At 57.6% G+C, this 12,432-nt stretch carries 9 protein-coding genes; 3 read left to right on the forward strand and 6 right to left on the reverse strand.

All coding sequences use genetic code 11. From position 1 onward, the window contains the following. Nucleotides 1-57 precede the first annotated feature (57 nt). The 5 genes from NBH12_RS07440 to NBH12_RS07460 all read right to left on the reverse strand — a co-directional run bounded on the left by NBH12_RS07440 (nt 58) and on the right by NBH12_RS07460 (nt 7,210). Nucleotides 58-1,050 carry a ribokinase gene (locus tag NBH12_RS07440; protein ID WP_041473427.1) on the reverse strand — a complete coding sequence of 331 codons (993 nt, stop codon included), beginning with the start codon at nt 1,048-1,050 and terminating at the stop codon, nt 58-60. Between the two features lie 43 nt (nt 1,051-1,093). Further along, a complete protein-coding gene (locus tag NBH12_RS07445; protein WP_003831734.1) occupies nt 1,094-2,302 on the reverse strand; it encodes an MFS transporter in 1,209 nt (402 codons plus the stop codon). A gap of 166 nt (nt 2,303-2,468) precedes the next feature. Continuing rightward, nucleotides 2,469-4,820: a DNA gyrase/topoisomerase IV subunit B gene (locus NBH12_RS07450; protein ID WP_250819326.1), complete on the reverse strand. Its 2,352-nt coding sequence runs from the start codon at nt 4,818-4,820 to the stop codon at nt 2,469-2,471. A 126-nt stretch (nt 4,821-4,946) separates the two neighbouring features. Continuing rightward, nucleotides 4,947-6,365, reverse strand: coding sequence for an RNA polymerase sigma factor (locus NBH12_RS07455; RefSeq protein WP_250819327.1), 1,419 nt, complete (start codon nt 6,363-6,365; stop codon nt 4,947-4,949). Nucleotides 6,366-6,568: 203 nt separating this feature from the next. Further along, on the reverse strand, nt 6,569-7,210 hold the full coding sequence (locus NBH12_RS07460) for a DUF4192 family protein (protein ID WP_051483381.1): 642 nt from the start codon (nt 7,208-7,210) through the stop codon (nt 6,569-6,571). A 195-nt stretch (nt 7,211-7,405) separates the two neighbouring features. Between NBH12_RS07460 and NBH12_RS07465 the strand changes: the two genes are divergently transcribed. Further along, complete coding sequence (locus tag NBH12_RS07465) at nt 7,406-8,497, forward strand: polyprenyl synthetase family protein (RefSeq protein ID WP_065471498.1); 1,092 nt, start codon at nt 7,406-7,408, stop codon at nt 8,495-8,497. A 114-nt stretch (nt 8,498-8,611) separates the two neighbouring features. After that, entirely contained in the window at nt 8,612-10,759 is a 2,148-nt protein-coding gene (locus NBH12_RS07470) for a Stk1 family PASTA domain-containing Ser/Thr kinase (RefSeq protein WP_250819328.1), read from the forward strand. 40 nt (nt 10,760-10,799) lie between these two features. Here NBH12_RS07470 and NBH12_RS07475 read toward each other — a convergent pair whose 3' ends face one another. Then, nucleotides 10,800-11,510 carry a lysophospholipid acyltransferase family protein gene (locus tag NBH12_RS07475; RefSeq protein ID WP_052788026.1) on the reverse strand — a complete coding sequence of 237 codons (711 nt, stop codon included), beginning with the start codon at nt 11,508-11,510 and terminating at the stop codon, nt 10,800-10,802. 60 nt (nt 11,511-11,570) lie between these two features. On the opposite strand from NBH12_RS07475, the gene NBH12_RS07480 reads away from it, so the two are divergent. Next, on the forward strand, nt 11,571-12,260 hold the full coding sequence (locus tag NBH12_RS07480) for a hypothetical protein (protein ID WP_080868113.1): 690 nt from the start codon (nt 11,571-11,573) through the stop codon (nt 12,258-12,260). Nucleotides 12,261-12,432 lie beyond the last annotated feature (172 nt).

Genomic DNA, 12,432 nt, shown 5'->3' on the forward strand with positions numbered 1-12,432 from the left:
ATCATGACCGTCCCTTGTGAGGAATCAGTCTTATCACAGAGGGGAACCGATCGGGTCTCAGCTGAAGTATGCGATGACCTCGTCGGCGGTGCCGTAGGCGCTTTGGGCGCCGATCTTCGTGGCGGCATAGGCGGAAACATAGGAGCCGATCTGCGCGGACTGCAGCAGCGTATAGCCGGCGGCAAGCCCCGCAAGCACGGTGCCCATGAACGAGTCGCCGCAACCGGTGGTGTCCACCGCCTTGACTTGCGCTGCAGACACACGATGCCAACGGCCGTTTTCGATCACCACGGAACCGGATGCACCAAGCGTCACGATGGCGCGATCAAAGCCGTAATCCGTGAATCGTTCGGCGACTTCATACCAGTCGAGCGACTCCACATCGCCGTCCGGCAGCCCCAACAGCTGGGCCACTTCATGCTGATTGACCAGCAGGATATCGGTAACCTCCACCAGTTCATGGGGCAGCTCATCCATGAACGGCGAGTCGTTGAGCAGCACAGTCACACCGGCGTCATGCGCAGTCTGAGCGGCGGCGACCACGGTGGAAATCGGGCTTTCCAGGCACAGTCCCAGCACCGAGCAACCGGCGATGGTCAATCGATGCGACTGCACATAGCCCGCAGCCGCCTTGGAATTGGCTCCCGGAGAATAGACGATGGTGTTCTCTCCCTCGGCACTGACGGTGATCACCGTGGTGCCGCTGGGGCCTTCGACATGCAGGATATCGGCGGTGTCAACGCCGGCCTCGTCCAGTTTGCTCAGCAGGAAATCCGCATTGGCATCGTCGCCCACTGCACCCAGCAGCTGGACGTTCAAGCCGAGACGGGCTGCAGCGGACGCCTGATTTGCACCCTTGCCGCCGGGCATCACCTTCATGGCACCGCCCTGGACGGTCTCGCCCGGCTTGGGCAGTCGTTTAGTCGTCACTGTGTAATCGGCATTCATCGAACCAATTACGATTACCGAGCCCTGCGCATCCTTCAGCGCTTCCAGTCCTTCCCGTACGGGCTCCGGCATCTGTTCATGTTCTTCTTCACTTATCACCATGGGCTACAAGCATAGTAAGCGGAGAGCCCAAACGTGCACACGGTCAGCCGCGCAGCTTGCGCAGACGCTCATGCATAGCCACCATGAGCACCAACAGCACCAGCAAATACCATGGATACAGGCTGATGGTCACATACTGCGCGATGACGCCGAATAGCGGCGGCATCAGCAGCGATCCCACATAGGCACAGGCCATCTGCACGCCGACAATGGCCTGGGAATTATCCTCGCCGAAGTAGACGGGAGTCGAATGAATCACGCATGGGTATATGGGCGCACAGCCGAGGCCTACGATAATCAGCCCCGCAACCACACCAAGATGATGCGGCAACGGCACAAACATAACGAGGATACCGGCCAATACCAGTACCTGGCCGAGGCGGATCATAACCGGGTCCTTGAATCGCATGGTCAGGAAGCCGGAAAGCGCGCGGCCCACAGTAATGCCTACATAGAATAGGCTGGCCCAGCTGGCGGCGGTGATCTTATCGATGCCGCTGTGCATCACCATGTAGCTGGAGGCCCATAGACCAGCTGTGGATTCGATGGCGCAGTAGCAGAAGAACATCACGAGGATTTCTTTGGCGCCGCGTATGGCCAGTACACCGGCAACGCCGAGGGGTTTACGCTCGGCGACCGTCTCTCCATCAGTGTTTTCGTCCGACTGCGCGGTTTCGCCGGATGATTCGCCGGCTGCGGCAATACCACGCTTCTTCCACAACGGCAGGCTGAACACCAAAATGACGGTCAGCATCACTTGCAGGATGGCGATGTACCGATAACCCCATGGCCAGCCTTGGCCTTGCGAAAGCGCATAGCCCATAATGTACGGCCCCACCGATGCGCCAACGCCCCACATGCAGTGCAACCAGCTCATATGCCGGCTTTCGTAATGAATGGCAACGTAGTTGTTCAACGCCGCATCAACGCCGCCTGCGCCAAGACCGTATGGTATGGCAATCAGCAACAACACCCAGTAATTCGGGGCGACGGAGAAGCCGGCCAAGGCCATTGCGGTCAGCGCCACGGAAACTGCAGTGACTTTGCCCGCGCCGAATTTCAACGTCATACGGTCCGAGAGCAACGCCGAGACGATGGTAAACATGGAAATCACCGCGGAAATGCCGCCCGCCCAAGATACCGGCACGTTCAGATCTTGGCTCATGGTGGGCCATGCCGACCCCAGCAGGGAATCCGGCAACCCCAAGCTGATAAACGCCACGTAGATGACGGCAAGCAGCAGACTGGCCATAACCCACTTCCTATCCCATAGACGACACTGGCTGTGATAACGATGTCATCAGTCTATCGAATAACTCATGGGCAACACGCATAAAACATATGACAACGTGCTCACCTCAAACGCCAATTACGGAAATTCTCGGTAAGCACGATGTCATTATCAGCGACGTCTTCGATCAGGTATCGATCTTGGAACGGTCGAAGTCATCGGCGTTATCCACGATGAACTGTTTGCGAGGCGGCACTTCATCACCCATCAACAGATTGAAGATCTCGGAAGCCTGGGCGGCGTCTTCCATGCGAATGCGGCGCAGCATGCGCGTGCGCGGATCCATGGTGGTGTCTGCCAGCTGATCGGCATCCATTTCGCCGAGACCCTTGTACCGCTGAATATCATCGTTGTAGCCGATGCGCTTCTTATCGAGGTCGGCCAGTTTGCCGGCCAATTCGTCATCGGAATACGTGTAGATGTATTCGCCCTTATGCGAGCCGGTCAGCGCGATACGGTGCAGCGGAGGCACGGCCGCATACACGTAACCATGTTCGATAAGCGGGCGCATATACCGGTAAAACAACGTCAGCAGCAGAATACGAATGTGCGCGCCATCCACATCAGCATCAGTCATCATGATGATCTTGTGATAACGCGACTGTTCGATGTCGAAGCTTTGGCCCGAACCAGCGCCCACCACCTGGATGATGGCCGCGCATTCCTTATTGGACAGCATCTGTGTGATCGAGGCCTTCTGCACGTTCAAGATCTTGCCTCGAATCGGCAGCAGCGCCTGGAAGCCGGCGTTGCGGGCGGCCTTGGCGGTACCGAGTGCGGAATCACCTTCGACGATGAACAGTTCGGCCACGTCGTCGTTGCCCGGCTGGCAGTCGGACAGCTTGGCCGGCATGGAAGCGGATTCGAGCGCGTTCTTGCGGCGCGTGACCTCTTTGGCCTTGCGCGACTGGATACGCGCGTGCATCTCGCCGACGATCTTCTCCAGCACGCGGGCGGACTGCTCCTTGTAGCCGCGCTTGGAACCGGTGATCATCTCGCCGAACTGCTTGTCGGTGAGCCTGGTGACGATCGGCTTGACCTGCGCGGTACCAAGCACATCCTTGGTCTGCCCCTGGAACTGCGGTTCTGCTACACGTGCGGTGACCACGGCCACGAGCCCGGCCTGGATGTCGTCACGCTCCACCTTCATGGCGGAGTCCTTGAGGTTCACCTTGAGCTTGCGGGCGTTGTCTTCCACGGCCTTGCGAATCTGCTTGGTGATAGCATTCATGAAGCCGTCCACGTGCATACCGCCGCCAGGCGTCTCCACGATGTTCACGAAACTCATGATCGTGGTGTCGTAACCATTCACCCAACGCAGGGCGATGTCTACGCCGCAAGTGCGTTCGATCTCCTGGGCATGCAGTTCGCCGCCCTCGCCCACGGCCTGGGTCTCTTCCTTGTAAGTGCCCTCACCCTGAATGCGCCAGATATCGGAGATGGGCTCGCCTTTGGACAGGAAGTCCACGAAATCCTTGATGCCACCGGTGTGCAGGAATTCGACCGTACGCGGATGGGCAGGCTGTTCGCCAAAAGCGCCATCAACCACTTCAGTGGCGGATGACAGCGAGAAATCCTCCTCGTCCGGAGCCTCGGTATCGCCGTCAACAGACGCATCGTCCGAAAGCTCGGCGAATCCGTCAAGTGGGGAGTCTTCGCCGGAGAATGACTCGGTTGCGTTAGCCGTTTCGTTCGCATTCAGTGATTCGGCTACGACTGCGACATCTTCGTTGGGCTCAGTGCCGACCGTATCGGCCCCGTTGGTTTCCGGCACGTTCTCATCGACGATGGTGATTTTAAGACCGGGCACTAGGAAACTGGTCTGACGCACACGGTCGATGAGCTGCTCATATGAGAATTCAGCAGTTTTATTGAATATTTCCGGATCGTACCAGTAACGAATGCGGGTTCCGGTGGTCTTGGGCGAAACCTTGCCGATGATTTCCAGCTCGGTGGGCTTGTTCTTACGGGTACGTTTGAACGGCGAGTCCGGAGATGGGTTGACTGGATCAGCGTCTGCGTATACGCCGGGATGCCCTTGATGGAAGGCCATGTGATGGGTTTTGCCGTCACGATCGACTTCCACATCAAGACGGGAACTCAATGCGTTGACCACAGAAGAGCCCACACCGTGCAGGCCACCGACCGCGTTATAGGACGAATTGCCGAACTTGGCGCCCGCGTGCAGCTTGGTCAGGACAACTTCCACGCCGGATAGCCCGGTTTTCGGTTCCTTATCGACCGGAATGCCTCGGCCGTTGTCTGCGACTTCCACCGATCCATCAGTGTGCAGAGTAACGACAATGTTGTTGCAAAAACCGGCCAACGCCTCATCGACGGAGTTGTCGATGATCTCCCACAGGCAGTGCATAAGACCCTGCGAGTCCGTGGTACCGATGTACATACCCGGACGCTTGCGTACCGCGTCCAGACCCTCAAGGACGGATAAATCCTTAGCGCCGTATTCTTCTTTGGGCATACAGTCCTATTTTCTAATAATTTGGCTCCCCTCTTCAGGGGAGCCTTCAACGGATGGCTCCGTCGTTTGACAGCCCTGTGGGCTGTCAAACTCCTCGCGCAGTCGGCCTGCTAAGCGGGCCGACCGTCATTGATCCAGGAAGTCGCGCAGGGTCTGCGAACGGGACGGGTGGCGCAACTTGGACATGGTCTTGGATTCGATCTGGCGGATACGCTCTCGGGTCACGCCATATACACGGCCAATATCGTCCAAGGTCTTCGGCTGGCCGTCCTCCAAACCGTAACGCATCTTGATCACACCGGCCTCACGCGGAGACAGGGTTTCCAGCACCTGCTTGAACTGCTCCTGCAGCAGGGAGAACGCCACTGCATCGGACGGAGCAATGGCATCGGTATCCTCGATGAGATCGCCGAACTCGGAATCGCCGTCCTCACCGAGCGGGGTGTGCAGGGAAATCGGCTCGCGGCCGTACTTCTGCACTTCCTGCACCTTTTCGACCGGCATGTCCAGCTCGCGGGCCAGCTCGTCCGGCGTAGGCTCACGGCCCAGATCCTGCAGCATCTGGCGCTGCACACGGCTCAGCTTGTTGATCACTTCGACCATGTGCACGGGCACACGAATGGTACGGGCCTGATCGGCCATAGCACGGGTAATGGCCTGACGAATCCACCACGTGGCGTAGGTGGAGAACTTGAAGCCCTTCTTCCAATCGAACTTCTCGACGGCACGAATCAGACCAAGGTTGCCTTCCTGAATCAAATCGAGGAACAGCATGCCGCGGCCGGTATAGCGCTTGGCAAGCGAGACCACGAGTCGCAGGTTGGCCTCCAGCAGATGATCCTTGGCCTTTTTGCCGTCGGCGGCGGCCCACTTGAGTTCACGCTTGCGCTTGAACTCCATGCCTTCACTTTCGGTATCGAGCAGATGCTGGGCGTACAGGCCGGCCTCGATGCGCTCAGACAGGTCAACTTCCTGTTCGGCGTTCAACAGGCTGACGCGACCAATCTGCTTGAGGTAGTCCTTGACCGGGTCGGCGGTGGCGCCTGCCGCAATCACACGACGCTTCGGATTGCCGGCGGGGATGACGTTCTCTTCTTCATCATCCGTGTCGGAAACCACATAAGCACCCTTTTCCTTGGGCTGCTCAGGAGCCTTCGATGCGGCCTTGCCTTCGTCTTCCTCGTCTTCGTCATCCTCATCGTCAATGTCTTCGTCGTCCGACTCGGCATCGGCATCTTCAAGATCATCGACGTCCTCGGATTCGACGTCGTCAAGATCCTCATCAAGGTTATCGACGTCAAGATCTTCCGGGTCATCGCTTTGGCTGATGTCGTCCTGAGAAAGCTCCTCCTCTTTCTTGACCTTCTTGGCCGAAGTCTTACGTGAAGTCTTCTCATCGGTCTTGGCAGCCGTGGTGCCCTTCGTGGCCTTGGTCTTCTTGGCGGAGGTCTTACGCGCGGTGGTAGAGCTGGCCTTCTTCTTGGTCTCGGTCTCCTCGCTGGACTCGGCTGTCTGCTTGGTTGCCGTCGTTTCCTTCGTGGCCAAAACTGCTCCTCCTGATCTCTTGCCTCGCAGTGCGCATACCACATGGGCACACTTCTGGCAAGGGCAAATCCGTCAACTATGTGAGTAAACCACCCTCCACGGACGATTATTCCCATATCGAACAAGGTTCATGTCACTGTCCGAGCACGCCACTCTTCACACCGCCCCTTCAAGGCACAGCCGATTACACCATTTTGAGCCCTCTACCCCGAGCACCAAGCCGGCGCCACACCCCGCTGCGCAGCGGAAAACACCATAGCCGCCAGAGAACATTCCTCATCGAGCAATAGGCACTGCAGGGCCATGGTCACTGCTCGGGAATCGCCCAACCACCATAAGGTGTAGGCCACCACAGCCAGTGGCTGTACACAATATGGCACTGGCGCCGCATCGGCTATATCGAGAAGCATGGCAATGCCTGCATGGCAGCGTTCCTTATCTGGCACGATGCCCTCGTCCTCGAAAGCCACAGTCAGCAATTCGCCCATACGACGCTTATTCCGTTTGCTGTGCGGCCGTGCGGCAAATTCCATAAGTTGCGCTTTGGGGCATCGTTGTTCGTCAATAATCAGGGAGAGAATCAGGGCATCGCGTATCGAGAGCGTTTCATTCATGCCGACCGCGAGCGCAGCCATAGTGTCACGATCCAATACCGTCTCCCCGCTGTCCAGATTGACCAGCCACTCATCCAGTGAATCCGACATCCAGTCGGCATCTGCCTGCTGCGGACCAAGCGTCTGTCTGGTCTCATGGAATAATCGGGAAAGCTCCCCCAAGACGTCGGCATCAAAAAGATTAGGAGAGGGTTCCGCATGTTTGCGGGTCTTCCGTTGTGCGTTCATCATGTCCTCCTCGACGTGATTTCCGTGCCTGTCAAATTAAGGCTTTATCTGTGCGCGCCCACTCGAATGGACGTATACCCACTATGCATGAGCGATGCCGCGAACCGGGCAAAAACCGACCTTTGTGGTTCCAGCTTCGCAACCCCCGATTTTTCAACGTTCTTGTGTTCTTCATAACCTGTGGATAAGTTATTAGTCATGTGGACAACTGCTGACGACCTTGCAATCATCGAACCGCGCATCATACAGCTGGTGCGTGAGCTGACTGCCGCCCCTGATACCGATGAGGTATCCGACGCCTTGAAACCCGTGATGGCACAGGTCGTCGATCAGGCCGCAGCCTCCAGCCAGGGAGGCAAACGACTGCGGGCGTTGCTGACCCTGGATGCCTTCGATGCTCTGATGGCCCAGACCGGCAGCTCTACTCCTGATATGCGTGACGCCATGACTGATCTCGCGTGTGCCATAGAAGTATTTCAGACCGCTGCCCTAGTGCATGACGACATCATCGACGAATCCGATTTGCGCCGCGGCAAACCGTCCGCGCACCGTGCTCTTGAACAGGCTGTGCACAGTGGCGCCATCGGCCATGGGCTTGGTCTGATGCTTGGAGACATTCTGGCCACCGCATGCATCGAAATCGCGCGCCGGGCCGCGCGCCGTCTTGACAACACCGACGCCATCAACGAAGCGTTTCTGACCATGCAACGCGAAGTGGAAATTGGCCAGGTACTGGATCTCGCTGTAGAATTAACGCCACTCGAAGACCCGGATGCGTTGGTAGACGCCTCGCTGAACGTCTTCCGGTGGAAAACCGCAAGCTACACCACCATTGCACCGTTGCTGTTCGCTCTGCTGGCAGCCGGCGCTGACCCCGCTGAAGCATGGCAGCAGGCATTGGCGGTCGGACGGCCTCTTGGTCTGGCTTTCCAGCTTGCCGACGATCTTCTGGATGTTGTCGGTTCCAGCCGGAACACCGGCAAACCAGTGGGCGGCGATATCCGAGAAGGCAAGCGCACGGTGCTGCTGGCCGACGCACTGGCCGCAGCGGGTACGCAGGGCCGGCAACAACTTATCGATTTGTTTGAGTCCGACGCTCGCACTGATGATCAGGTGGCATTTGTCATCGCGCTGTTCCAATCAACTGGAGCCGTCGAACGTTCCCGCAATCGTATTCATGCCTTGTGGCTGGAATCCCGCGCAGCAATCGCCAATCTCAATCTGGAACCCGAGGCCGAAAACCATCTGATTGCAGCATGTGCACGGTTCGTTCCCGAAAATCTTCGTTAGGTTTCGCCGGGCAAAACACCCGTGAAAACGATGCGTCCGTGTTTCCAAAGCGTAGCCAGTGCCATGTAGACTAAACGGTGTTCAGTCTTATCAAAGGAACCGTGCAGTACAACCATGAGTGAGAACGAGCCCACACAGATGATTGAGGGACGCTACCGCATCGTGCGCAATATCGCCGAAGGCGGCATGGCCACCGTGTATGAGGCGGTCGATGAGCGTTTGGGCCGTACTGTGGCGATCAAGGTCATGCACACGCAGCTGGCACAGGGACCGCATCGAGATCAGTTCGTGGAGCGGTTCCGCCGTGAAGCCAATTCAGCCGCGGCCATCGCAAACCCGCATATCGTTCAGGTTTACGACACCGGTGAGTTCAATGGCCTTGATTTTTTGGTTATGGAATATGTGCATGGCGTCAATCTGCGCCATGAGATGAACGTTCAAGGCACATTCTCCGTCCGCGAGACACTGCGCGTTATCGCGGAAACGTTGGATGGCTTGGCTTCGGCGCATCGTGCAGGCGTGGTGCATCGTGATATCAAGCCCGAAAACATCCTGATCAACGATCGCGGCCATGTGCAAATCACTGATTTTGGCCTGGCCAAGGCCGTCAGCCAAGCAACGCTGAGTTCCACCGGCATGCTGTTGGGCACTGCGGCCTATCTGGCTCCTGAAATGATCGAGAATAATCAGGCCACCCCACAAGGCGACTTGTATTCCGTGGGCATCATGGCTTGGGAAATGCTTGCCGGTAAGGTGCCTTTTGACTCCGATAATCCGGTCACGCTTGTGTTCAAGCATGTTCATGAGGATGTGCCGTCCATAGCCACGGTCTGTCCGGATATCGATCCATCCGTGGCCTCGTTCATTGTCCACTTGACCGCTCGCCAGGTCGAGGCTCGTCCTGCGAACGGCTCCGAGGCCGCCCAGGAACTTCGCCAGTTGGCTGCCAAACTCCCTATGGAGGCATGGCAATATCGTTTGCATGTCGAGTCTGCGGATGCCGCCAGAACCGATGCTACCGCACCGGCTTTGGTTGGCGGATTGGTTTCGCCGGAGACCGCTCCTAAGCAGAGCTCTGACACGCCCCCGGAGCCTCCCACCGCCCCGACCACCGCTTTCGATGCGTCTTCCGCACGAGAAGACCTTACGCAAGTCATGCCCAACCCCGGTAATGAGACAACGATTCTGGCAAAGACCGGGGATGATTTCGACCAGGTGCTCGCCGCTGAAGACGATGCCGGAAGCCCCGATGCCAAGCCAACGGACGGAAAGCGCAACAAGAAGCCGCTCATCATCGCCTTGGTGATTGTTCTGATACTGGCTGTAGCTGCCGGAACCGGTGCATGGTGGTGGTTCGCGGGTCCCGGCAGCTATTGGAGTGTGCCCAAGCCCGATGACGTGACGTGTAAGGAGAACACCGAGTGCTCGTTGTCCGGTGCTGACTGGGCCACGTATGAGAGCACGCTGAAGGTGGCAGGAATCCCCTATAAGGCCGAGAAGCAGTACAGCGACGACATCGCCGAAGGCAAGATCGTCTCCGCCTCGGTGAGTGAAAACAACGCTGTTGTAGGCAGTCACGTCAGCAAGCGTCACAATCAGCAACTGACGGTGACGGTCTCGCAGGGTGTACACATGGTCACCATTCCGCACGATGTCCTCGATACGAATTCCGCGAACGGCAAGGACCCTCTGTCCGCGTTGAAGAAAGCGGGCTTCGACAACATCAAGCACGATGATTCGAAGGACGAGTATTCGCTGGATAAGCCGGAAGGCGCAGCGCTCAGCATAAGTCCCGACCCCGGCACCACGATCAAGCACAATGATGAAGTGACAGTGACGCTCAGCAAGGGTCCCATGCCTGTCAGCATGCCTGACGTAGTCGGCAAAACCAAGGATGAGATGCAAGCGGCATTCGATGAGCTCAAGCTCACCGCCAACATCACCGAACAATTCGACGACAAGATTGCCGCAGGCGAGGTCATCTCCGCTTCCCAAGACGCTGGCGCGCAGCTCAAATGGGGCGACAGCGTAGACGTGGTGGTATCCAAGGGACCTGAGACCACGGTGATGCCGAATGTGGTGGGTCAGCAGTATGACGCGGCAGCCGCACAGCTGAAGAAGCTGGGCTTCACTGTCAAGAAATCCGCACCGCTGGGCGACATTACCCATGTGGTGCGTATCCAGAGTCCCAATGCCGGAGAAACGGTGCGTCTACGCGACGAAAACGGCACTCCAACCGTTATCACGCTGACTGTGGTGTGAGAATCAAAAGCTCCCTCTGATGAGGGAGCTTCATTATGGGTTATTCTGCAGATGCTTCTTCTTCAGCGGCCTTCTGGGCTTTCAGCTCTTCCTTGACTTTCTGGGCGTACTCGTTCACGTACTCCTGGCCGCTCATCTTCTGGATTTCCGCGGAAATACGGTCGGTCAGCGAGCGCAAATCGTCATGGGTGATCTCGTCGTCGGTCTTCTTCTCAACCTCGATCGGCTTACCGTAAATCACCTGCGTCTTGCCTTTGGCTGGAATCACCGTGCCCGGCTTCTGCAGTTCGCGCGAACCGATAATAGCGGTCGGTACAATCGGACAACCGGTTTCAAGCGCAAGCCGTGCCACACCGGTGTGCCCCTTGTACATGCGACCATCCGGGCTTCGCGTGCCCTCAATGTGGATGCCGAACAGGTGTCCATCTTCGATAATCTCACGTGCGTGCTCCAGAGCACCAAGCGACTTGTTGCCACCGGAACGGTCCACGGGGAACACGCCCACGGAAGTGAACCACCACTTCTTGAACATGCCCTTCAGCCCCTTGCCTTCAAAGTATTCGGCCTTGCCCATGAAGTGCACCATACGCGGGCAGGTAATCGGAATCAGCGCATCATCGATGACGGCCAGATGATTCGCGGCAATGATGGCACCGCCGGTGCGAGGCACATTATTGAGCCCCGATGCGGTGGGTCCAAGACGATGACGCGCGATGGGTCCAAGAACCTTGACGAAGAACCAGTAGAGCACTTAGCATTCCTCCCTCAAACGGACTGGCTATTGGCCGGCCGCTTGATTAGAGTGACAGTTATGACTGACAACCAGAATAGCAATGTCGACGGAGAGCAGCCAATCCCCACGCCGGGCAATGGACGAGATTCGGCCACGCCCGCGGATCCGCAAAAGGCAACCGATACCGGACATAACGCCAACGGCAACGGCGCCATGCCGTCCGGAAAGCATGACATAGGCAATCTGGATGACGCTTGGGCGGCGTTCGAGGCCGAGCACCAAGCCGATTTAAACGACGTGGCATCCTCCCGTCAGGCCAAGAAGTTCGAGAAGCAAGCCAAGAAACGAGAGAAGGAAGCATTGCTTTCAGTGGATGATCTTGACATTGGCTCGTTCACCGATGACGCACGCCCAGACCGAGGCCGTAAGGGTGGTCCGCGCGATTTCACCGGTTCCAGCTGGTTGGACACCGATAATGCCATGGACGCCTATGATGACGGCGGATTCACTCCCCCGAACCCGGATCTTGGCCCGGTCAAGGCGTCTACGATGTTGTTGGTGGCGTTGCTCATCATCGGTCTTGTCGGCGAAACAGTGATGATATTCGTCCCCGGATTAAATACGATCCCCCTATTGGGCGCACTGCTCAATATCCTCTTCGGGTTGGGCGTCATTCTGGGACTGGGCGGACTGGTCGCCAAAATACTCAACCGTAAAGACCGTCCCGGAGACCAAGGCGGCTACTACGACGACGGGGCGCGCGTATAGCGCTCTCAAGGACAATACGCAGCAGTAATTGGTTGACAATACCAATGAGGGGGGGGTGTTCCTATGTTTTTGTCAACTCCTTGGTGAGTTGACGTGTCGGGATTCCGGTTGGCTGTCGTGGGCGCGCTTCGCCCTGCCGGTGGCGTCCGGCGTCCTTTCCCGTGTGGCCCGG

The organism is Bifidobacterium sp. M3-N-101, assembly GCF_023656805.1.
In the GTDB taxonomy this organism is placed as follows: domain Bacteria; phylum Actinomycetota; class Actinomycetes; order Actinomycetales; family Bifidobacteriaceae; genus Bifidobacterium; species Bifidobacterium breve.